This is a genomic window from Flavitalea flava (assembly GCF_054461575.1).
In genome coordinates this window covers 128,046-150,613 of the sequence record NZ_JBTLQH010000004.1, presented here as the reverse complement: position 1 = coordinate 150,613, position 22,568 = coordinate 128,046, and the positions used below count along the sequence as shown (strand labels likewise).

At 44.4% G+C, this 22,568-nt stretch carries 15 protein-coding genes; 5 read left to right on the top strand and 10 right to left on the bottom strand.

Going from position 1 to position 22,568, the window contains the following annotated elements:
* Nucleotides 1-79: 79 nt before the first annotated feature.
* The 3 genes from ACX0G9_RS06445 to ACX0G9_RS06435 all read left to right on the top strand — a co-directional run bounded on the left by ACX0G9_RS06445 (nucleotide 80) and on the right by ACX0G9_RS06435 (nucleotide 3,274).
* Nucleotides 80-973 (top strand): sterol desaturase family protein, encoded by an 894-nt coding sequence (locus ACX0G9_RS06445; RefSeq protein ID WP_459064047.1) that lies wholly within the window; start codon nucleotides 80-82, stop codon nucleotides 971-973.
* A 73-nt stretch (nucleotides 974-1,046) separates the two neighbouring features.
* On the top strand, nucleotides 1,047-1,427 hold the full coding sequence (locus tag ACX0G9_RS06440; RefSeq protein WP_459064046.1) for a BlaI/MecI/CopY family transcriptional regulator: 381 nt from the start codon (nucleotides 1,047-1,049) through the stop codon (nucleotides 1,425-1,427).
* Nucleotides 1,428-1,429: 2 nt separating this feature from the next.
* A complete protein-coding gene (locus tag ACX0G9_RS06435; protein WP_459064045.1) occupies nucleotides 1,430-3,274 on the top strand; it encodes a M56 family metallopeptidase in 1,845 nt (614 codons plus the stop codon).
* 15 nt (nucleotides 3,275-3,289) lie between these two features.
* Here the strand turns inward: ACX0G9_RS06435 and ACX0G9_RS06430 are convergent, their stop codons facing one another.
* From ACX0G9_RS06430 to ACX0G9_RS06410, 5 genes are all read right to left on the bottom strand, one after another.
* Nucleotides 3,290-4,321, bottom strand: coding sequence for a PorP/SprF family type IX secretion system membrane protein (locus tag ACX0G9_RS06430; RefSeq protein WP_459064044.1), 1,032 nt, complete (start codon nucleotides 4,319-4,321; stop codon nucleotides 3,290-3,292).
* A gap of 86 nt (nucleotides 4,322-4,407) precedes the next feature.
* Nucleotides 4,408-5,025, bottom strand: a complete 618-nt coding sequence (locus tag ACX0G9_RS06425; protein ID WP_459064043.1) for a WbqC family protein — start codon at nucleotides 5,023-5,025, stop codon at nucleotides 4,408-4,410.
* A 724-nt stretch (nucleotides 5,026-5,749) separates the two neighbouring features.
* Entirely contained in the window at nucleotides 5,750-8,914 is a 3,165-nt protein-coding gene (locus tag ACX0G9_RS06420) for an efflux RND transporter permease subunit (RefSeq protein ID WP_459064042.1), read from the bottom strand.
* Between the two features lie 60 nt (nucleotides 8,915-8,974).
* Entirely contained in the window at nucleotides 8,975-10,117 is a 1,143-nt protein-coding gene (locus ACX0G9_RS06415) for an efflux RND transporter periplasmic adaptor subunit (RefSeq protein ID WP_459064041.1), read from the bottom strand.
* Nucleotides 10,118-10,220: 103 nt separating this feature from the next.
* Nucleotides 10,221-11,546, bottom strand: coding sequence for a TolC family protein (locus tag ACX0G9_RS06410; protein ID WP_459064040.1), 1,326 nt, complete (start codon nucleotides 11,544-11,546; stop codon nucleotides 10,221-10,223).
* 545 nt (nucleotides 11,547-12,091) lie between these two features.
* On the opposite strand from ACX0G9_RS06410, the gene ACX0G9_RS06405 reads away from it, so the two are divergent.
* The gene (locus ACX0G9_RS06405; protein WP_459064039.1) at nucleotides 12,092-13,033 is read left to right on the top strand and encodes an NAD-dependent epimerase/dehydratase family protein; all 942 of its coding nucleotides are present in this window, start codon (nucleotides 12,092-12,094) and stop codon (nucleotides 13,031-13,033) included.
* Between the two features lie 192 nt (nucleotides 13,034-13,225).
* Here ACX0G9_RS06405 and ACX0G9_RS06400 read toward each other — a convergent pair whose 3' ends face one another.
* The 3 genes from ACX0G9_RS06400 to clpB all read right to left on the bottom strand — a co-directional run bounded on the left by ACX0G9_RS06400 (nucleotide 13,226) and on the right by clpB (nucleotide 17,280).
* Nucleotides 13,226-13,747, bottom strand: coding sequence for a YdeI/OmpD-associated family protein (locus tag ACX0G9_RS06400; RefSeq protein ID WP_459064038.1), 522 nt, complete (start codon nucleotides 13,745-13,747; stop codon nucleotides 13,226-13,228).
* Nucleotides 13,748-13,928: 181 nt separating this feature from the next.
* Nucleotides 13,929-14,507, bottom strand: coding sequence for a DsbA family protein (locus ACX0G9_RS06395; RefSeq protein WP_459064037.1), 579 nt, complete (start codon nucleotides 14,505-14,507; stop codon nucleotides 13,929-13,931).
* Between the two features lie 142 nt (nucleotides 14,508-14,649).
* Nucleotides 14,650-17,280, bottom strand: a complete 2,631-nt coding sequence (gene clpB / locus ACX0G9_RS06390) for an ATP-dependent chaperone ClpB (protein WP_459064036.1) — start codon at nucleotides 17,278-17,280, stop codon at nucleotides 14,650-14,652.
* Between the two features lie 264 nt (nucleotides 17,281-17,544).
* On the opposite strand from clpB, the gene ACX0G9_RS06385 reads away from it, so the two are divergent.
* The gene (locus ACX0G9_RS06385) at nucleotides 17,545-18,558 is read left to right on the top strand and encodes a serine hydrolase domain-containing protein (RefSeq protein WP_459064035.1); all 1,014 of its coding nucleotides are present in this window, start codon (nucleotides 17,545-17,547) and stop codon (nucleotides 18,556-18,558) included.
* 46 nt (nucleotides 18,559-18,604) lie between these two features.
* Here the strand turns inward: ACX0G9_RS06385 and ACX0G9_RS06380 are convergent, their stop codons facing one another.
* Together ACX0G9_RS06380 and ACX0G9_RS06375 are read right to left on the bottom strand one after the other, a co-directional pair.
* Nucleotides 18,605-20,500 carry a DUF3857 domain-containing protein gene (locus ACX0G9_RS06380; RefSeq protein WP_459064034.1) on the bottom strand — a complete coding sequence of 632 codons (1,896 nt, stop codon included), beginning with the start codon at nucleotides 20,498-20,500 and terminating at the stop codon, nucleotides 18,605-18,607.
* 6 nt (nucleotides 20,501-20,506) lie between these two features.
* The gene (locus tag ACX0G9_RS06375; protein WP_459064033.1) at nucleotides 20,507-22,534 is read right to left on the bottom strand and encodes a DUF3857 domain-containing protein; all 2,028 of its coding nucleotides are present in this window, start codon (nucleotides 22,532-22,534) and stop codon (nucleotides 20,507-20,509) included.
* Nucleotides 22,535-22,568 lie beyond the last annotated feature (34 nt).

Here is a 22,568-nt window from a genome sequence, read left to right as displayed (position 1 = left end):
ACCTTCCATTCTGCGGCCTTGTCTGACCCTAATCTGATTTACCGATAAAAGGCTACCTTGTGAAAAAGCTTGTCAAACGATGCCTCCCGCAGTATTATATTATGCGATTCCAGGTTTTGTGATCCTGCTTCTTGCCGAGGCCTGGTTTTCCTACCGGGAGAATAAACAACTTTACGAATTAAAAGATACCTTCAGCAGTATTGCCCTGGGTTTGGGCAATCTGGCTTCCGGATTACTGACAAAAGCACTGATCTTCGGTATTTACAGTGTAATCTATCGATATCGTTTCTTCACGCTGGATGGTTCCCAATGGTGGCATTGGGCGATGGCATTTTTTGCAGATGACCTCTCCTATTATTGGTTCCATCGCTCCAGTCATCATATCAATTGGTTTTGGGCATCCCACGTCGTACATCATTCTTCCCAAAGATATAACCTGGCGGCAGCCTTACGACAAACCTGGACGGGTAACCTCACGGGGGCATTTCTATTCTGGTGCTGGATGCCACTCGTCGGTTTCCACCCCATTATTGTTCTGATGATGCAATCTTTCAGCCTGATTTACCAGTTCTGGATCCATACGGAGACCATCCAACGTCTTCCCAATACAATAGAGTTCATCTTTAATACTCCTTCCCATCACCGTGTGCATCATGGCACCAATCTGAAATACCTGGATAAGAATCATGCCGGGGTCCTGATCATATGGGACAGGTTTTTTGGCACTTTCAAACAGGAGGAGGAAAGACCTGCTTATGGCCTGACCCGTAATATAGGAACCTTCAATCCGGTGATCGTGGCTTTTAAGACCTGGTCGGAATTATTCCGGAAAGTCCGGAAATCCGGTTCCATAAAAAGTGGGGTTAATTACTTTATCCGGCCTCCAGGCTGGAGTCATGACGGAAGTACCCGAACAGCCAAAGAAATGATACGAGAATATAATCGCACGCATCCCGATACCCCCATCCCTTAAATTTCAATTACCTTTGACTGTTTTTTAACATTCATTTACGAAAAATATCGTAAATTGACTTCAAATGCATTTTATGTCGACTAAGTATATCAAACCAACCGAAAGCGAATTGGAGATCCTCCAGGTTCTTTGGGAAAAAGACCTGGCCAGCGTCCGGGAGGTGCATGAAGACCTGGCAAAAATCAAGGATGTGGGCTATACCACCACGCTGAAGCTGATGCAGATCATGCATGAAAAAGGATTGGTAAAAAGGGATGACAGTTTTAAATCGCATATTTACCAGGCTGCGGTTACCAAGGAAAAAACCCAAAAACATTTATTGGGCAAAATGATCAATACCTTATTTGGAGGATCTTCCACTGAGTTGGTCATCCAGGCCCTGGGGAATCATAAAGCGTCTCCGGAGGAACTGGAAGAGATCCAGCAATTATTAAATAACCTGAAAAATCAATAGGCATGCACCTGTTTACCCAATCTCCTTTATTGAAGGCGCTGGGATGGTCATTATTGAATAGCCTCTGGCAAATGGCCGGGTTATGGTTTTTGTATGGTTTGCTGTCATTGGTTTTTTCAAAAGCGACCGCTAATGCCCGTCATGGACTCGCTCTTCTTTTATTAGGGATGGGTACTTTTTTATCCGGATACACTTTTATTTCCGCTTATTTTTTCCCGGAGAAATCCGGTACTTTTTTTTTAGGATTGGCTTCGGAGGCATCCCAATGGCAAAACATTCAACAATTTCTCCGGGATGGACTGCCTTATCTCTCCTCTTTATACCTGCTGGTATTGACCGTTCTGTTTATCCGGTTTTTCCGGAATTATATTCAATCCAGCCGGCTACATGGAGTATCAGTTTCGAAGGCTCCTCCGGAACTCCGGGTTTTCATCGAAAGAACAAGCCTTGCACTCGGCATTGGAAAAAACGTAAAAATCTGGCTTTCTTCCCTGGTTACCAGCCCGGTGACCCATGGATTCCTGAAGCCGGTAATTCTTCTTCCCCTGGCTATGGCCGGGAATCTCAATCTTCAGCAGACAGAGGCGATTCTTTTGCATGAACTCGCTCATATCAAACGTCATGATTATTTGCTGAATGTGTGGCTTGGTTTCGTTGAACTATTTTTCTTTTTTAACCCGTTTTCCCTTTTGTTGATCAGGAATATAAAAAGAGAAAGGGAGCATTGCTGCGATGACCTGGTATTGCAATTCAATTATGATCCTCACGCTTATGCCACGGCCTTACTATCTCTGGCAAAAAACGACAAGGAACGGCAACCTCAGTTAGCCTTGGCAGCATCCGGAAATAACGACCGGCTTTTATTAAAAAGGGTGAAAAGAATTCTCAAACAAAAGGAGACTCCCTCCTACTACTTTGGCGCAAACAGGGTAATATCAGGGATCCTGGTTCTGGCTTCCGCATTTTTTTACCTGTCAGGATCATCAGATCCTGTTCCGGTTTCCGGACCTTTCTCCACCCCATCTGTTTCATCACTACCATCTGATAGGTCAGTTCAATTCGTTCCTTCGATTCCTTCGGTTCCAGGCTCCATCGTTTCTCAGTCTAAGGAAGAGGATTTGCTTTCGCCCTTCCTGATTTACCGGCTGTCAGGATCAGGTGAGGTGAAAATTCAGAGCGCAATTGTCTTGCGACAAAATACGCTCCTCCGGGAAAACAGGAAGGAAAGAAAACCGGCAATAATTGATTCAGACAAAGATGTAGCTAAAGAGAGAACACCATCGGAATGGAGTGATCAAATTCCGGCCGTTGAAGAGATTGTTGGGGAAGAATCCGAAAGTGATCAGGGAACCGGTACCTTCGCCTCCGCCATCCAGCCTGATGAGAGAGAATTTACCTTGAGGTCGGTCGGTGACGTTGCTGCATCCAGCCCTTCGAACATCTATGTGACTGAGGCCCCGGAAGCTCCGGAAAATCGTCAGCCATTCGTGCCAGCCACCAATTTCACCTTCCGTTTTAACCAGGACACCATCCAGCCCGACGGGAGGCAGTTGGTCTATCTGCAAAAATCAGCCGCCCGTGAAGTCGGGTTGGCCATTAAGAATATGCAGTTGACCATCCAAAGGCAATTGAAGATCATCCAGGCATTACCTTCCCAGCAATCTTTACCATACTCTACAGAAAAGGCCTCCGGCATTTCCCTTCAAAAGGCTAAAGAACAGGTCCGGATTCAAATACGGATCCTGGAAGAACAATTGAAATTACAACAGGAGTTTTTGCTGAAGCAGCAGGAATTGGAGAGAAAACTGGAAAAGACCGGCAAAAGGCTGACCATTGTTGTGATCTAAGAGAATTGCCTTTACTCACCACACATTTTTAGGGCACCAATCACCATATTTATTACCGATCAGGAAACCGATGACGATCTCATGCGTTCCCTTACTGACCGTATTGAGCTTGGAAGTAGTTAGATCATAAGAATACCCGATGTTCAGGGTATTGGATATATTCAGACCTACCATAGCTGAAAAACCGTCATAAGTCCGGATGCCTGTTCCGATCCATAGGAGGTCCCGGTATTGCAGTTTTGCATTAAAATCAAACTGAACCGGCAAAGGGTCTACATATTTAACCATAACGGAAGGAATAAAATTATAGTCCTCATCCAGTAAGAACCGGTATCCGGCCTGCGCAAAGAGATGGGGAACCAATCTGCCCGGTTGTAAAGCCACTTCCCTTTCTGTAAATGAAATCTTTTGCGGAATGATCTGTTGTGCGGATAATCCGATAAAATAATCTGCCGAATACAACCAAAGCCCGGCATTAAAATCAGGTTTGATCTTATTGATCTCTCCGCTGGAATAGACAGCCGGATCGACGGGAACATCAAAAAACAATTTACTTCTGTCCAGGCCGAGGTCGCTGATTCCCGCTGCGAATCCCAAGGCCAAAGTGGTACGGGCAGTAAGACCCAGATGGTAAGCAAATGTCCCGTAAGCGGAAAACCTGTTGAGTGGTCCGGTCCTGTCGTTCAGGATGGTGAGGCCGATACCGGAATGCGGCTTGGCAGCCATATAGTCTTCCCAATAATATTTGCCCCTCGGATTTTGCCCGGGTTTGTGGAAAGAGGTAGCAGTTTCCCGGTCATCTTTCTTGCCCAGGGGACCTTGTATGGTAAGATAAGTAGTTATGGGGGCATCCTGCAGACCGACCCATTGATGACGATGACTAACCTTAACATCGGTGTAATTCTCGATTCCCGTCAGGGCCGGATTGAGAATATAATTATTGAGGATATACTGGGTATACTGAGGTTTTTGCTGAGCCTGTAACAGGATGCACCAAAATAAACCGGCAACGACCGAAAGACCTCTCTTCACTAAAAAAATTTCCATCAGGCTGTATTAAGAATCGGGGCAGATCCAACAGGTGATCCGGTAGAATATTGAATGGTCGAAAGGTGATCCTGTAATTTATGCAATTACCCTTGTATTAAGAATATGGGGGCTCTTTTTCCCTCGCAAAATAAAAGATCCAGAATAGAAAGGTTGGGCAGAAAACCAATCCTTTCTTCAAATACCTGGCGATACCGTATAGACGAATTCCAACCAATCCGGTTTTTTGGAAGAATTTTCCCCCGAAGGTCCGTCCAATTTTCCGGATCAAAATTTTCCTGCCAGGTATCCGTCAGGGAAAAAGGAAGAGGCATCCGGAGGGATTTCAGTGACCATTCCCAACAGGCAATATTCCAATCTACCAAAAATGTAAAAGGCTTCCTATAGAGTTCTTCCAGTTCATCCCGGTAATATTCGAACCAGGGAGAGCGGTTATAACAGGATACGATCGTCTTCCAATGCTGCCCCTGCCAGGGCAATGAACCGGCAATTTTGACATCCCGTATCAGGGTCCTCTGATCCCTTCCCTGAACCAAAGGAATGCTCAAATTGATCAAGCCTTCAGCGCCGGCGACCTGGCACCTGTTACGAAAACTCATTTTTTGATGGTGCTCATATTGTTCAAATACAAGATTTGAAAATTTATTTAAACCTTTGTATAAGATAATCGATGGAAAATACTGTAAATCAATTATTAAGTTCATAAACTATCATCTTGTGTCCAAACTGTTTTCCCTTACCCGGAAATTAGAACCTGGAATTCGTTTTTAGGGTTATTTTATATATAATTAAATATAAAATAAACATAAATAAGTAATTGAAAAACAATTAATTATTTATAAATTATAATACTACGCAAATTAGTACTTTGAATTCTATTTTTTCTGCAGTCACAATCAATCAAAAGCCAATAATTTTAGCAGGAAAACTTAAAAATACAAAATCCTCTGGAGGGTATAAAAATTAAAATCCCAGCTTTAGGCAGGGAAAAATGAAGAGGGCTTAAACGGAGAGATAAATGGATCTGGAGAGGATCAATATAGAAGAGGGGACCTCCCACCCTGTCAAAACTGCAGGTTAAATTTAACATCACTGGCTTCCTTTATATTTCTCAAATAGCTGCAGATTGGGATAGAGACATGGGTTTAATTCCCATGCCGGTACAGATGGGGATTCTCAAGGAGCCTTGTCCCTTGGGCGCTACGCATTAGATTTTTGGGTCCACGGGAGATTTTTGGGTCCACGGGAGATTTTTCTCCGGCAAACTTCATGGGGCAAAAAAATGGACCACAGGTCCATTCGCCGGATAGGCGCATCATTAGATTTTTTTGGCGCGGGGTTATTTTTCTCCGAAAAACCCCGCGCCAAAAAAAGGCAGCCAATTCCAGGAAACCAGGAGTTACCTGATTTTAAGTATCTTATTCAATCTTATTCATTCAAGGCAAGTTGCTGTGAATTTAATTCCTCCAGCTTCTTCTTTCCATAAGCCAGCCTGGTGATCACGACAAACAATACCGGCACGATAAAGATGGCCAGTAAGGTAGCAGATAACATACCGCCAAAAACCGTCCATCCGATCGTATTACGTGCCACCGCACCTGCACCGGTCGCAAAAGCCAGCGGCAGCACTCCCAGGATAAAGGCGAGAGAAGTCATGATAATAGGCCGCAAACGCAATTTAACCGCCTCCAGGGTGGCTGCAACAACCGGCACGCCACGATCCACCCTTTCTTTGGCAAACTCCACGATCAGAATGGCATTTTTTGCCGCCAGCCCTATCAGGGTAATGAGCCCCACCTGTGCGTATACATTATTGGTAAGCCGGGGGATGAAAGTTAGGGTAAGAATGGCGCCGAACATTCCGATCGGTACAGCCAGCAGGACCGAAAAGGGTACGGACCAGCTCTCGTACAAGGCCGAAAGGAAAAGGAATACGAAAAGTATGGATAGGGCAAAAATATAAACGGTACTGGAACCGGACTCGATCTCCTGTTTACTTAAACCAGCGAATTCATAACCATACCCTTCGGGCAGGACCCTGGCTGCGACCTCCTTGAGAGCCTGAATGGCCTGGCCGCTACTAAAGCCAGGCTTGGCGCCTCCGTTGATCTCGGCCGTCCTGAAGATATTAAAATGAGAGATCAGAGGAGCGCTTTCCGTCAATTTATAACTGACCACCGTACTAAGGGGGATCATGTCTCCGCCGCTATTCCTGACCTGGAATTTTCCGATATCAGTTATATCCGCCCTATAAATGGTATCCGCCTGAGCCACCACATGAAAGTTCCTGCCATAGATGGTAAAGTCATTGATATAGCTGCTCCCCAGATACATCTGCATGGTATTATACACATCGGCCAGGGAAACGCCCAGTTTTTTGCATTTATCCCTGTCCACCGTTACCTGGTAGCTGGGTGTATGCGCGGTAAAAAAGGTAAATGCCTGTCCGATCTCCGGCCTTTTGTTCAACTCCGATACAAAATTCCGGACTACTCTTTCAAAAGTAGGCAGGTCGTCATTACTTTGCCTTTGCTCCAGTTCGAAACTGAATCCTCCGGTTTGACCGAGACCCGGAATGGCCGGCGGAGAGATAACCACCGTATTGGCTTCTTTTAATACAGAAAGGCGTTTGCGCAATTCACCCATCATCCCGTCCAGCTGTAAAGCTTTATCTTTTCGTTCATCCCAGGGTTTGAGCTGACAAAAGATGGTCCCGCTATTGGATTTTGTAGCGAAAGTAACGACGTTCAAACCTCCGAGAGCAGCATAATGAGCAATCCCCGGAACACTATCCAGTATCTTCATCATACTGTCCAGGATCAACAGGCTTCGGGCAGTGGAACTGGCCTCCGGAATTTCATAGGTAACATATACCCGTCCCTCATCTTCTGTCGGGATAAAAGCCGAAGGTTTGTTCCTAAACAGGAAGATGGTTCCCATAATTATACAAACGAGTAGTACCAGGGCATAAGGTGCTTTCTTTATCCAGCCCCTTACATTGGCGGTATACCGTAGGGATAATCGCCTGAACCATTCGTTAAAATGAAAGAAGAATTTATTCAACCCTCTTGAATTTTTATCCAGGTGCTGAGGTTTGAGCAGCAGCGTACATAAGGCAGGTGTAAGGGATAAGGCTACAAAGGCGGACAGTAGCACGGAAATTGCGATTGTAATGGCGAATTGCTGATACAATCTTCCGGTAATACCCGGAATAAATCCAACCGGCACGAATACCGCCGCAAGAATCAGGGCGATAGCCACCACCGGACCGGAGATATCTTTCATGGCCCTTGTAGTAGCTTCTTTTGCGGACAATCCTTCTTCATCTATATAATGCTGCACGGCTTCCACCACCACAATGGCATCATCGACTACGATACCGATGGCGAGTACCAGGCCGAACATGGTAAGCGTATTGATCGTAAATCCCAATGGAATGAATAAAATAAAGGCCCCTATGAGCGAAACCGGGATGGCCAGGACAGGGATCAGGGTCGCTCTCCAGCTTTGCAGGAAAAGGAAAACCACCAATACCACCAGCCCCAGAGCTTCCAGTAAGGTATCCATTACCTCGCTGATAGATACACGCACAACAGAGACGGATTCGAACGGAACGACATAATCGACTCCTTTGGGGAAATAGCTTTTTAAAGCGTCCATTGCCTTAAATACTCCGTCGGCCGTAGCCAACGCATTACTACCCGGAGCCTGGTAAACCAATAAATAGGAAGACCTTTTGCCATCTACAAAGGAATTGCTGGAATAACTGAATTTCCCAAGTTGTACCCTGGCCACATCTTTAAGATACACGATAGAGCCGTTCTGAGGATTGGACCGGATCACGATATTTTCGAAATCTTTTTCAGTGCTGAGGCGACTATTCGTGAAAACGGTGTATTCAAAGGAAGCCGATGGGCTTTGGGGAGGAACCCCAACTGTACCTGCAGCGATCTGCAGATTCTGCTCCTGGATAGCGCTGGTCACATCGTTGGAATTAAGCCCCAACTGAGCAAGTCTGTCTGTTTTCAGCCAGATGCGCATACTAAAATCATCGGCCCGGGTAAAAACATCACCGACTCCCGGAACCCGTAATAGGGCATCCCGTACAAATATGTTCGTATAATTATCCAGGAAAGGAACACCATGTGAGGCATCGGGAGAATAAATGGCCACCAGCATCAATATACTGGGATTACGTTTGCGGGTAATGATACCAAGATTTTTTACCACGTTGGGAAGCGGAGGGGTTGCGATCCCTACCCTGTTCTGAATATCCAATGCGGCAATATCCACGTTGGTACCCACATTCAGGGTAACGGTGATGGTGGATTGCCCGTTGCTCGTACTGTTACTTTGCATATAGGCCATTCCCGGAACCCCATTGATCTGTGTTTCGATCGGAGTGGTCACTGTCTGCTCGACGGTCTGGGCATCTGCCCCGGTAAAACTACTGGTGACCTGGACGGTTGCCGGCGTGATATCCGGGTATTGGCTGATTGGCAGATTCAGAATAGCCAGCCCTCCTACCAACAAAAGAACAAGTGAGATTACGATGGCCGTTACCGGCCTTTTTATAAAAGTATCTGCGATCATAGCTTATCTGTTGTCTGTTATCTATTCTCTGATCTTATGAATAATATTTTCTCTGAAGACTTATTTTCCCTGGGGTGCATTGCCGGATGCAGGTTTCCCACCGGGAGGAGCAAGTTGAACGGTCGAGCTGTCCCTCAGTTTCTGAACGCCTTCCGTAACTACCTGTTCGCCTTCTTTTAATCCATCCCTGATGACGACCTTATCATTTACCCTTACTCCCACAGCTACCTTTCGCTGGGAAACCTTTTCTCCGTTCAGCACAAAAACAAAAAACTCACCCATCTGCTCAACCACCGCTTTGTAGGGGATTAGCAGACTGCCGACCGCCCCCCTGTTTTGTACCCGGACATTACCGGTGATACCGGGCCTGAGTATATGGACCGGATTGGGAAACACCAGCCTCGCTTTGATGGTTCCGGTCTGCGGATCAACTGCCCGGTCCAGCAATACAATATGGCCGGGATTGGGGTAAACGGATCCATCCGGTAAAACAAGCATAAAAGTGGAATCATGATTGGATGCTCCATTTTTCAATAATTCGGAGAACCGGGAAATCAATTTTTCATCTACAGCCAGGTCCACGGCTAAGGGATCATCGGAAGAAATCGAATTCAGAAGGGTTTGCTGATAAACAGCTGTTCCCAGTTTTACCTGCGATATGCCGATCGTTCCGTCAAACGGAGCCGAAATATGTGAATATTTCAAATTGGTTTGTACGCTGGCGACATTAGCCTGTGCCGCATCCACCTGTCTTTTGGAACTTTCGAGATCTGCCAGGGCATGATCCAAAGTCTGCCGCGCGATAGCGTCCTTTTGAGAAAGCTCCGTATACCGGTCGGCGTCCTGTTGCGACTTAGCCAGATTGGCCTTGGCAACATTCAGATTCGCAATGGAAGATTCATAAGCTGCTTTATATTGCTGCTGATCTATTTCATATAACGGAGCTCCTTTTCTGACATGCTGACCATCCTGAAAAAATATTTTTGTGATATTACCCGATACCTGGGGTTTTATATCCACCTGGTTTAACGCATTCACCGTTGCGGGGTATACGTCATAATAGGTTGCGTTCCCGGGAGCCACGGTATAAACAGAGACCGCAACAGGGGGGACAGCTACAGGTCCCGCAGGTTTTTTATTGCCACAAGCCATTAATCCGGATAGCATGATCATTAATCCAGTCCAACGTGTAATGTTTTCCATATTAAAACGAGAGTTTATTTGCTTAGTTAATTTTTTAATTCATTTTAAGACACCAGGCTTCAATATACCAGGATTAATATTCCAGACTTCAATAGACCAGACCTCAATATACCAGGCTTCCCAGGGCTTTCTGAACATCCAGTTTATTGCTCAATACCTGGAATAAAGCATTGCTGTAATTGGTTTGCGCTGTCCGCAGATCCGTTTCGGCGCTGATCAACTCCAGGTAAGTCTTTATCCCTGACTTGTATTGCAGTTCGATTGTATTGAATACGTCTCTGGCCAGTTCCAGGTTTTCCCGCAGTACGTAATAATCGTTGAGATACCCTTTATAGGTCGCCAATGCCTGTGCATATTGACTGGTAATGGACTGCTGAAGATTTACCAGATCCCAGTCCACCCGCGTTACCTGCAATTCAGCAATCCGTATATTCTGGGTTCTTTTGGTTCCCTGGAAAATTGGGAAACTCAATTGTAGACCCGCATAAGATTGGGGGAAATCCTGGCTGTACAGCTTGGAGAACTGGTTATTCAGAAAATTGAGATTATAGGCCCCCACGGCAGATATCGTTGGAATATAACTCCATTTGTTATATTTCAGATTGGCTTCCTGCAGCCGTTTTTGCGTCAGCAAATATTGATATTCGATCCTTTTGGTATAATCGACCGTCTCCATAGTATCTATCAATATCTCCTTTTCCATCCTGATGCTGTCATATTCCAGGGTGACCATGTTTTTTCCCTGGTAGCCCATTAATTCTTTCAGGACAGCATATCTGGCCTTCAGTGCCTCTTCGTTTGTTTTCTTTTCCGCCTTTGAATTATTCAAGGCAATAGTTGCTCTTTTATAGTCTGTTTTATCGACCAGTCCGCCCTGGTATTGGTTATAGGCGTCTTTTAAATTGCGTTCCAGCCGAACGATATCATCCGCCAATACCGCAATCTGTTCCTGGGTAAGCAGGACGTTGTAGAAAGCCTTGCTGACATTCACGGCAACATCGATCTTATCAGTCGCCGTTGTTTGTCTGATCTGTTTACGGATATCGCCTTTTGTCTGGCTGGCCAACAGAACCTCCCTGTTAAAAATATTTTGGGTAAGTCCAAGACCTGCCGCAGATACATTCTTGGTTCCGGTTGGTACATAAGTACCATTAAAATAACCGGTTGCCAGCTGAAAATTATACTGAAAATTGTAATTCAGATCAATCTGGGGATACCAATCCGCCAGTTTGCTTTTGATCTGCCTCTCTGTTATTTGTTCATCCAGGAGAGCCTGCTGAACCAGGGGATAATGCTGCAAAGCATATTGGACGCATGCTTCCAGGGTTACATTCGATAATAAGGTATCGGACGGTTTTTGAGCATCTGCCTGAAAGGAAAATTGAATCAATCCACTGCAGACGAATACTACGTAAAATAATTTCTTCATAATTGGAATACTATAGATAAATGGGAAAGCTATAGGTCATTAAATGCTAACAGATCATAAATCTTCAAAAGAACTATACAACTTCCTGAGAAGTTAAAAGGTTTAGTAGTCTGGGTGCGAATACTCAAAAAAAATCATGGTCAGGAAGATTAGGTATTAGGGGTCGGCAAAAATCGCCAAAAAATCGGGATGCGGATAACCGTTGGCATAATAGATGGCCGGAAAACAGGTAAGTATTGCAAATATAATACGCATTAGGTTAGGTCCTCTCAAAGAGCAAAATTAAACAAACGTTTGAATTAAACAAACGTTTAATCAATTTTTAATCCCATAACTTTTGGTGAGGGACGCGTAAAAAATTGATTTTTATTTATTTGCCAGTTATCAGCGAAATTTTTTCCCCCATCTCCCGTTTAATCCGCGGGTTAGGCTGATCATTTAAAACGGGATATCGCCGTTCATGCTGATCATCTGTTTCCGATCATCCGTTTCCGCTTTTATCGGATCTGGCCGATCATTTATATTTGATGACTAATTCAAAACTAATGTCAATCCATACCATTTTAGGAGCAGGTGGAGTAATCGCTGACGGACTTGCTGCAGAACTTATTAAATATAAAGAATCCGTTAGACTCGTCTCCCGTAACCCCCGTCCTCAGGAAGGAGCAACTATCTTCGCTGCTGATATTACCAATCCCGGCCAGGCACTGGAGGCAATCAAGGATTCGGCTGTCGTTTACCTGTGTATTGGGTTAAAATATGATTTTTCCATATGGAGGCAACAATGGCCCCTGATCATGACCAATGTTATTGAAGCCTGCAAACAAACGGGGGCCAAACTACTTTTCTTCGATAATGTTTATATGTATGGCCAAGTTAATGGGGCCATGACAGAAGACACACCCTATGACCCTTCAAGCCGTAAAGGGGACCTCAGGGCGCGCATCGCCACGCAGCTGATGAGTGAGGTCCGCAAAGGGAATATTACGGCTTCCATTGCCAGGGCTGCGGATTTCTACGGCCCGGGGTCGAATAAAACGAGCGTTGCTAATTTACTGGTATTTCAACGTCTATCCACAGATCAAAAGGCACAATGGCTTGCAAATACCAGAGTCAGGCATTCCTTTACTTATACACCGGATGCCGTAAAGGCGCTTTACCTGCTTGGCCGGGATGAGAACTCCTGGAACCAGGCCTGGCACCTTCCTACAGCTTCGGACACGCTCACCGGCGACGAATTCATTGCCCTGGCTGCAGAGGCATTGGGTAAAGTACCCCGTACCCAGGTCCTTCCGGGATGGATGGTCAAACTGGGAGGACTTTTTGACAAGACTACGGCTGAATTATACGAAATGCTTTATCAATACAAATTTGAATATCTGTTCGATTCGTCAAAATTTGAAAAAGCTTATAATTTTCAACCAGTGTCCTACGCAGAGGGTATAAAAGCGACAGCCAATGCGTATAAGAACGGCACTGGCCTGTAATGCTGTTAAGGGTCAATAAATGTGGGTAACGGAGAATCATAAAGTACCCTGATCAAAACAGAGTGAACAGATCAGAAACGGGCTCGCCTGGTAAGAAATAAAACAAGTTCATCAATGGATAAGGAGATCTATTGCCCGGGTTTACCGGAAAGATGCTAAAGAAAGTTAACGAATTAAATCAAAGACAACAAATTAAAATCCAAAATCCTGCCGGTCCTGTTTGAGGGATCTGATCATGGTTCCAAAATCCTGTGATTTTGCCATAGCATTAACAGTCTGCGCGATACGTTTGGCCCGGGTGGCATCGGTTTTGGCCGTTCTTATCCAGTTGCCGAAATAGTTTTGGTGGGATTTTGCCATTTTATTGAAAAATTCGAGTGCCGCAGGTTCATCCGCCAGACATTCCATCAATTCCGCAGGCGGTTTTATTTTTGCCTTATCTTCCTCCAATTGTACGTTCAGGGTAGCTCCTTTGTTTTTCCCAATGGACTTACGGACAGACCCGCTCAAAGGCATAATAAAATCACCCTCTCCCATTGGAAGTAAAGCTACTTTCTGAAAAACATATTCATCCAGCTTTCCTTTTACCCGAAAGGATTTTTTATTTCCCGGTTTCAGGGTATTTGCCAGTTTGGCCGGGATCCGAATGTAGGACCATCCGGTCTTTTCTCCCTGTTCGGCGAATCTCAGGATCGTAGTGGTGAATTGGATCATACTTTCTTCTCCCGAAATTAATAAAAATTACCGCTATTGTCAGATAACCGTCCTCCCTATCACAAAAAAAACGGCCGTCCCGGATATAAGATCCGTATACGACCGCTTTGTTGAATATCGCTTTATAAATTATCCGGCTCGTGGTATTAAAAGAATTAACCACCTGGATCCATTTCCGGAATTATGCTTTTTCTTTTTCCTTGGCAGCTGCAGGCTTCTTTTTGGCCTTCAGGGCAGCTGTAATACCCTTACTCAGATTATCATAAGTAGGCTTACCGGTGAACAATTCACCATTAATAAAAAAGGCAGGAACATCACGAACCCCTCTATCCAACCCTTCCATCAAATCGCTTTTTACTGACCATCCAAAGGTGGAATTAACCAGGTCATCCAGGAACTTTTTATTTACTACACCTACATCTTTCGCATATTCCCTCAGGCTGATCGCACCAAGACGACGGCGATGAGCAAACAAAGAGACGTGCATATCCCAGAATTTGCCTTCCTGGGCAGCTCCTAAAGAGGCCTCAGCTGCTTTTTGGGAATGCTGATGGATCTTGGTTAGTGGAAAATGCCGGAAATTAAAACGCATTTTTCCCTCAAAGTCCTTCAACAGCTTTTCAACGACTTCGTTTACTTTTGCGCAGGCCTCACTTTCGTAATCTCCATATTCTGTCAGTGTTACCGGAGCTTTAACATCCCCGACAAAAATGTCTTTAGTAGGAATGATCTCGACTATTTCTTTTGGTTTCATTGCCATAATCTTCTTTTTAACAATTTCCTTTGCATTTGGTTCAAATAATTTTGCCTTACGAAGCCAAATGTCCCTTAGGGCCATTCGCCTAATAATACGCTAATTACGCACCTTTATTTCATCCATTTTTTATTTGCCTGAATTATTGTTATTTTTTATCATTTGTTTTTTCCAAATGAGGAACCTCATTCCGGAAAACCACCACTCCATCAAAAACATCGACCAGAACAGGGTGATTCTTATCAATATCCCCTGCTAATATCCTCTTACTCAACTGGTTGACTATCTCCTTTTGAATCAATCGTTTAAGAGGCCTGGCTCCGAATTGCGGATCAAAACCGTTTTCTGCCAGATAGTCAAGCGCATAATCGCTGAATTGCAGATCGATCCCGTTCCTGGCAACCATCCGCTTCAAATTGTTCAACTGAATACGGATAATGCCTTTGATCTCACTCTTTAACAAGGGCTGGAACAGAATAACTTCGTCAATACGGTTAAGAAACTCAGGGCGGATCGTTTTTCGTAACAGGTCCATAACCTCTACCCGTGTCTTATCCATAACATCATCGCGGTTCTTCTCCGTCACATCTTCAAAATTGGCCTGTATAATCTGGCTGCCCATATTGCTGGTCATGATGATGATCGTATTCTTAAAATTCACCATCCTTCCCTTGTTATCGGTCAGCCTTCCATCGTCCAATACCTGCAATAATACATTAAAAACGTCAGGATGCGCTTTTTCAATCTCGTCCAGCAGGATTACGCTGTACGGTTTACGACGGACCGCCTCCGTCAGTTGCCCTCCCTCTTCATACCCAACATATCCGGGAGGAGCCCCTACCAGCCGGCTAACCGTGTGTTTTTCCTGATATTCACTCATATCGATCCGGGTCATCATACCCTCATCATCGAATAAATATTCTGCTAAACCTTTAGCTAATTCTGTTTTACCCACACCTGTAGTTCCCAGAAAGATAAAAGATCCTATAGGGCGTTTGGGATCCTGCAGCCCTGCCCGGCTCCTGCGGATAGCATCCGCCACTGCAGTAATTGCTTCTTCCTGCCCAATCACTCTTTTATGCAGTTCATCCTCCAGGTTCAATAATTTTTCCTTTTCACTCTGCAGCATTTTGGACACCGGAATACCGGTCGCCTTCGCAATGGCTTCGGCAATATCCTCGGCATCGACCTCTTCTTTCATCAAACGCGAATTTGCGCTGATCGATTCTAACTGGTGCGAATAATCGGCTATTATCTTTTCTTCCTCCTTTATTTTCCCATATCGTATTTCCGCCACCTGCCCATACTGCCCCTCCCGCTCTGCTTTCTCGGCAGCCTGTTTCAGGGTTTCTATATTGGCTTTGGCATTCTGGACTCTTTCAACCAGCTCTTTTTCCTGTTTCCATTTTGCCTTTAAGGTGTCTCTTTCCACACTTAGATTACCGATCTCGGCACTTAGTTCACGGAGCTTCTCATCATCGTTCTCTCTTTTTATCGCTTCCCGCTCGATTTCAAGTTGCCGGATATTCCTTTCCAGCTTGTCCAGCGCTTCCGGCATTGAATTCATTTCCAGCCGAAGTTTTGCTGCGCTTTCATCGATCAGGTCAATTGCTTTGTCCGGGAGATGCCGGTCAGTTATATATCGATGGGAAAGCTCTACGGCAGCAATGATCGCCTCGTCCTTAATCCGCACATGGTGATGGGTCTCGTATCTGTCCTTCAATCCCCGTAATATGGAAATCGCATCGTCAACCGAAGGCTCATCGATCAGGATCTTCTGGAACCGTCTTTCCAGGGCTTTATCTTTTTCAAAAAATTTCTGGTATTCATTGGTCGTGGTAGCGCCGATGGCCCTGAGCTCTCCGCGGGCAAGGGCTGGTTTTAATATATTGGCGGCATCCATCGCTCCATCACCCCCTCCTGCACCGACTAACGTATGGATCTCATCGATAAAGAGGATGATTTGACCATCGCTTTGCGAGACCTCTTTCACCACGCTCTTCAGACGCTCTTCGAATTCTCCTTTATATTTTGCACCGGCGATCAATTGCCCCATATCCAGGGCATAAATGATCTTCGAACGCAGGTTTTCCGGCACATCGCCATTTACGATCCGGTTAGCCAATCCCTCCGCTATCGCTGTCTTACCTACCCCCGGTTCGCCTACCAGGATAGGATTATTCTTACTCCTCCGTGTCAGGATATGCAGGGTCCGTCTGATTTCCTCATCACGTCCGATCACCGGATCCAGTTTCCCCTGACGAGCCATTTCGTTCAGATTCTTGGCATATTTGTTCAGGGCATTAAAGGAACTTTCCTGGGTCTGCGAATTAACCGTGCTCCCTTTACGCAGTTCCCGTATAGCCGCAATCAGATTTTTCTCCGTCAGACCGGCGTCTTTCAGAATCTTGGCCGTATTGTCGTTTCCCTGTACAATGGCGAGCAGCAAATGCTCCACACTTACAAATTCGTCTCCAAATTGTTTCAGATTGGCACCGGCGCGTAAAATAATATTGCTCATTTCGCGGCTAACGGATTGGGCAGGCTCTCCGCCACTGACCTTGGGAAGTTTCTGTATACTTTCTTCCACTTTCGACTCTACGAAATTTACATTCACATTGTTCTTCTTCAATAGAAAGCTTACCAAAGAATCTTCCTCCTTCAGCAACGCTTTGAGTAAATGCTCCGTATCGATGGCCGGATTGGTATTATTAAAAGCCAGTTGCTGGGATTGTGCTATCGCTTCCTGGGCTTTAATGGTAAAATTATTCAGGTTCATATTTTTATGGTTTTCCTTTTTTTATGATTTATTCGTTAATCGTCTTAACAGAAATCTCTTATTTAATGTTCTGATTATTATTTATTCAGGTGCAATATTTTAATCCAGAGTTTATGACTTTCCTTTTAAATTAAATAGTAAACTTGTAACACACGGCGGTAACACACGGATTGTTCAAAATCCAATCCAAAAACACCGGCGAATCATAACCCAGCAACTATGTCATATAAAGTTAAAAGAACCTGCCTACAATTCAGTACATTAATGATTTATCTGCTATTATGGCTGCCCGGATGGACCCAGTCCAATTTTGGGGCGGTCGATCAATTGTTCAGTCAGAACGAAAAGGCGCTGGGAAATAATTTTGTCGCCCTGGCTGGAAAAGATGGAAAAATCCTCTACCAGAAACAGGGCGGTGCTGACTTTTCAGCCAAAATTCAGGCCCCTGTCGCCAGTTCCGGCAGTTGGTTGGTCGCAGCCCTGGTCATGACCTTTGTAGATGAAGGGAAATTATCCCTGGATGATAAGGTAACTCAATATCTCCCCATTTTTGCCAAATACAGCAAAAGTTATATAACGATAAGGCATTGCCTTACCCATACAACGGGGATCAGGGGGGACGGAGAAGCTTCGATGAAAATAATGCAGAAAAGCAATTTTATCAAAAGCCTGGAGGATGAGGTGGATTCCTACGCCTCGAAAAGGGATATTGTCACGAACCCCGGCACTGAATTTTATTTTAGCACCGTAGGAATCAATATAGCCGCCAGGGTGTTGGAAGTGATCTCCAAGAAAAGCTTCGACCGCCTGGTCATGGAAAGGATAATCAGGCCCCTTAAGATGAAAGGAACCAGTTTTTCAAACGAGGAAGGCGGATCCCTCAATCCTGCCGGTGGCGCAAGATCAACAGCCAACGATTATATCAATTTTCTTTCCATGATCCTGAATAAAGGAGTATTCGGCGACAAACGGGTTCTCAGCGAAAAAGCAGTGGAAGAAATGGGTACTGCCCAATTTACCACCCTACCCGTGAGGTATACCCCAAAACCTCTTCAGGGAGCACGTTATGGGCTTGGGTGTTATATAACGGACAACAATACGTCGGGAGCAGCTCCGGTCCTGATTTGCCCGGACCTATTCGGCACCACCGCCTATTTGGATAAATGCCGCAATTACGGGGCAATCCTGATCGTGCAAAAACCTGCCGAGGAGAAAAAACCCGGGCTTTATCTCAGCATGAAAAATCTGATCGATGAACAGATCGGGGGATGCCAATAGGGTTCAGGCCTGAGAAAGCTTTAAGCTTGACATTTCACGCTTTTAGCTACTGCTTCACCAGTACGATCCTGCTATGATCAGCTTTGTAAAGCTGTTCATAAAACTTTACCAGCTCATGATAATCAGCAGGTGGAAAACGCCGAACGGCACCTTCGCGGCTGCGGTAATAAATGATCTTATCGGTCAGTACCTTTACGGAAACATTGTATTTTCCGAATTTACTGTCAATATGAATATCCTGGGGAACGGCTTCGGGCAGGTAACCGGCTGGGATTTTAACAATTATACTGTCTATATTCCGGAATGCTTCATCGTCGATAAAATCGTATTTCCGTACAGAATCAGCCGGCAGCCGCAACCCACTCCGGTCAAAGAGGTTGGGGTTAATGAAAAGACGTTTGCCAGAAACGCTGGCATAGTTGGGGGAAACTACATGCAGATATTCCTTAATTACAGGGATCTTTCCTTTTTGCTCTTCATAATTACTCTTTTCAACTTTATAAGTTGGCAGATGGAAAAGACCGTTGAGGTATTTTTCCCTTTGTTCGGGAGAAGCTCCGTAAATTAAACTATGTGGAAGTTCCTGTTGAATTCCGGTGTAAACAGTATTCACTTCTGCGTCCAGATCCCCTTCACCGCTTATTTCGGCATTTATTATGCGGGTCTTTTTGTTATCAGCAGGGGAATAACTGGGCGTCCATACAATATGCCCACCTGTTTCGTCCATCAGAATTGCCTTTCTTCCTCCAGTACTGCTTCCCATATATCCTGGGGACACAGTTTGACTCGTACATTCCAACCATATTGTATCTCTGCCCAAAGGAACACAGGAAATAGCATGATTTCCCTGAAGGGAGGGAAAATCGTCCACCAGATCAGGAACATTATCCCCTCCCCATATTTCCACGTATTTACCGCTTATTCCAGCTTCTTTTAAAAGGGCGATCATATAATTGGACAAGGCCTTACAATCCCCATATCTTTTCGTTGCTACATATTCCGCCGGAAATGGCTGTATTCCCCCAATACCCAGTTGAATACTAATATAATGTGTATTCTTTTGCAAATAATCATATAACACATATACTTTCTGGCTTCGATCCTTCAGGTTATCTGTAAGGTCATGTACTTTCTTTTTAATATCCTCCGGCAAAATATCTCTGCCCGCCAAAAGCTGGTTCATAAACCTGCCATAGGCCTCCCATGAGGACATATTGCCTTTATATCCCTGCGCTTCGAAATCGGAAGGCGCAAATAATACATGAGGTGCGATCTCACTCCATCGGGGTCCCCCGGTCTCTTTCAATCGTGCAGGCAGATTACTGGCTTCCCAGGTATAGATTTTCTTATTGCCGGATTCGGTAATAATTGGTTGGAAGTTACCATTTACAGGCTTAAACCGTACCTGGTAATCAGAAGGAGCAATGATTATATATTTGCTATGCTGTGTTGATATACCCGATGAATATAAGGGCGACCAATCGGGAAAATCAAGGATCCCGTTAAGCTCGTCTTCTTCTTCATAGGCTACAGTATAGGGATAAATCTTATAATAAAAATTATATTCCTTATAACGCCCATCATCCATAAGACTTTCTTCGCCAACTGCACTCCGGTCTTCCATATCCTTTTTCTTCACATGTTTTAATTCTTTACCTGAGGCATCGTATAAAACCCCTGAAATGGAATTAATGGATTTGAACTTATTGTAATAACTGCCAAATCCACCAATATTATCCCCGTTCTCATTTAGAATGGTGTAAATATGTTTCGATTTCTTTATAGCTTTTGAAGGGGATTTGATCTCCAGTATCAGTTCATCTTCCCTGACCACGGCACGTGCATCCTTTTTTAGTGAGTCCGGGATCAAAAGGGTATTGTAGGATTGTGCCATCATCATAACAGGAGTAGCCAACACCAAAAAACACAACAATATTTTCATCCGCTATTATTTATTTTTCTTTTTAAATACGATCTGTTCGCTTTGTTTTTTTACGATAAACCCGTAAAAATCCCGCAATGTAGCGTAGTCCTCAGGCTTAAAGTTGGCTTTTTTAAGTTTGATCCGGCTTCGTAATTGTATATTATTTTCATCCTTGGCGACCAAATATTCAAAAAAGCCTTCGTCCTCATTGAACAATACTTTTGTCGATTTTGGCAGCTCATCCACCGTATAACCATCGGGAATTTCCATATTAAAGATATAGGTTTCGTCAGTGGCACAATCCATTTCCACGGGATACCTTCTTTCCGCAGAAGAAAAAGGATTTTCCTTGTATCCTTCGGAGAGAAGAGGATTAAAATAAATAAGATTTTCATTCGAATCATTACTGATCTTAAAATCATAAGAAACTGCCACAGGCATATCCTGCATTTTGATTGAATCGATAGCCGGATGAGAGATTTCGGTTTCTGAAGTATAGGCTGATTGGATAGCTTTAAAAAAAACCTTCTCTCCTTTCTCGTGAACTTTTTCTCTTACCTGGCAGGACTCAAAATAGCCCGGCACTGTTTGGAATGTGCCGCTGAAGACACCTTTGCTTCCACCATTGGTAATAAAAACCATCGTCGTTTTTCCTTCCGTAATGGAATCCGCATCAAAATATACCGGAGTTGGCTGGTCCTTATTGATCACCCTTGCATGCCCGTTGTAACAATAAGGCGGTAAATGCCCGAATCCAATCCAGGAATGACTGGCATCCAGATAATACAGGGAGGAATCTATCAGCGCCTGGCAAATCACATAGTTGAACCGGTTTTGCAAGGGATAAATCTCGTGGGTAAAACCATGGGCTCTTGTACTCAAGATAACCGGATCTGTGGTAATGCCTTCATGGATCAACATAGCGGCCAGCAACAGGTTCAGGTCCGCAACGTTGCCATTCTTTTCCTTAAAGGTCGTTTTTAGCGGACGGGAAAGATATTTAGATGCATGATCGGTACAGGTAAAATGATCCCGGACATAATTAAAGATCTTTACTGCTTTTTCCTTCTTTCCGGAAGCTCCTTTTGTAATGAGCTTTAAAGTATCGTTCAGCCAACTATTGCTCTTGTTCAGGTCTAACCCAAAATCTTCATCCTTCATAAATCCTTCGCTCAAAGAACTCCAGTTTCCCATAATATCTTTAGTGGCCATATTGGGAAAATTATAACGGGATAGCTGAAACTCGATCTTGGCAATATAATTATTCAAAGTTGTGGTAAATCTTTCTTCTTTTAGCGCCGGTACATTTTTCATTACCCAACGATGATCGACTACTTCATCTTCAAAACTATAATTTTCATTTCTCTCGGCTCCCCCGGGTTCGGTCATACGAAAATTGACTCTCCTTGAAGAATTAGTATTGATGGAATACGGATTATTTCCCTGGGTTATGGTAACATACTGGAAAAATTTCGGCATATCCACCTCGTACTCGCTCCAGATGCAGGGATATTCGCTCTGAAATGCCCAGGGCTGCAGATTGAACAGAAAATCCGAAGATTGAGTAAAGGTATATTCTATAATAGATCCCTCCTTTATTGCCGGAAAGGTAAATTTTTTCTCGACCAGGTTTTTATTCACCTTATCCGTAAAAATGGATTTATCCTCGAGCCTGGTCTCTACCACTTTCCCGTTTTCCAGGTTGTAGGTAACGGCCTTGAGACCTTCCAGCTTCTCCACAGCATTACCGTTTGCATACAGCGGAATCTCTACGGTTGCAGCTCCAAAACCATTCTTGTTGAGGATCTTAATACGTTTGAAATGTTTGAATTTCAGGGAAAACCATCCCTTGACATTTCCTTCGAATTCGGAATTACCGATATCCGCAATCACAACAGCCGTAGCGCCGGTATCGAAGATGTTTTTGGAAAGATCGAAATCCGCAGGAGAAATTTTCCCGAATTTAGCGGGGGATTTCTCTTGTGCAAATCCGGTAGCTTGCCCAAGGGCCAGGCAGGCCAGGATAAAAAGGCTTTGTTTGATAAGGTTCATGTTGTTCGGTTAGGGGTAATTGATGATTGTTATG

Bases quoted from the DNA above. Each gene is read 5' to 3' on its own strand.
- ACX0G9_RS06405 (WP_459064039.1), top strand. From the start codon at position 12,092: ATGTCAATCCATACCATTTTAGGAGCAGGTGGAGTAATCGCTGACGGA.
- ACX0G9_RS06430 (WP_459064044.1), bottom strand. From the start codon at position 4,321: ATGGAAATTTTTTTAGTGAAGAGAGGTCTTTCGGTCGTTGCCGGTTTA.
- ACX0G9_RS06385 (WP_459064035.1), top strand. From the start codon at position 17,545: ATGATTTATCTGCTATTATGGCTGCCCGGATGGACCCAGTCCAATTTT.
- ACX0G9_RS06410 (WP_459064040.1), bottom strand. From the start codon at position 11,546: ATGAAGAAATTATTTTACGTAGTATTCGTCTGCAGTGGATTGATTCAA.
- ACX0G9_RS06375 (WP_459064033.1), bottom strand. From the start codon at position 22,534: ATGAACCTTATCAAACAAAGCCTTTTTATCCTGGCCTGCCTGGCCCTT.
- ACX0G9_RS06435 (WP_459064045.1), top strand. From the start codon at position 1,430: ATGCACCTGTTTACCCAATCTCCTTTATTGAAGGCGCTGGGATGGTCA.
- ACX0G9_RS06395 (WP_459064037.1), bottom strand. From the start codon at position 14,507: ATGGCAATGAAACCAAAAGAAATAGTCGAGATCATTCCTACTAAAGAC.
- ACX0G9_RS06445 (WP_459064047.1), top strand. From the start codon at position 80: ATGCCTCCCGCAGTATTATATTATGCGATTCCAGGTTTTGTGATCCTG.
- ACX0G9_RS06415 (WP_459064041.1), bottom strand. From the start codon at position 10,117: ATGGAAAACATTACACGTTGGACTGGATTAATGATCATGCTATCCGGA.
- ACX0G9_RS06400 (WP_459064038.1), bottom strand. From the start codon at position 13,747: ATGATCCAATTCACCACTACGATCCTGAGATTCGCCGAACAGGGAGAA.
- ACX0G9_RS06420 (WP_459064042.1), bottom strand. From the start codon at position 8,914: ATGATCGCAGATACTTTTATAAAAAGGCCGGTAACGGCCATCGTAATC.
- ACX0G9_RS06380 (WP_459064034.1), bottom strand. From the start codon at position 20,500: ATGAAAATATTGTTGTGTTTTTTGGTGTTGGCTACTCCTGTTATGATG.
- ACX0G9_RS06440 (WP_459064046.1), top strand. From the start codon at position 1,047: ATGTCGACTAAGTATATCAAACCAACCGAAAGCGAATTGGAGATCCTC.
- ACX0G9_RS06425 (WP_459064043.1), bottom strand. From the start codon at position 5,025: ATGAACTTAATAATTGATTTACAGTATTTTCCATCGATTATCTTATAC.
- clpB (WP_459064036.1), bottom strand. From the start codon at position 17,280: ATGAACCTGAATAATTTTACCATTAAAGCCCAGGAAGCGATAGCACAA.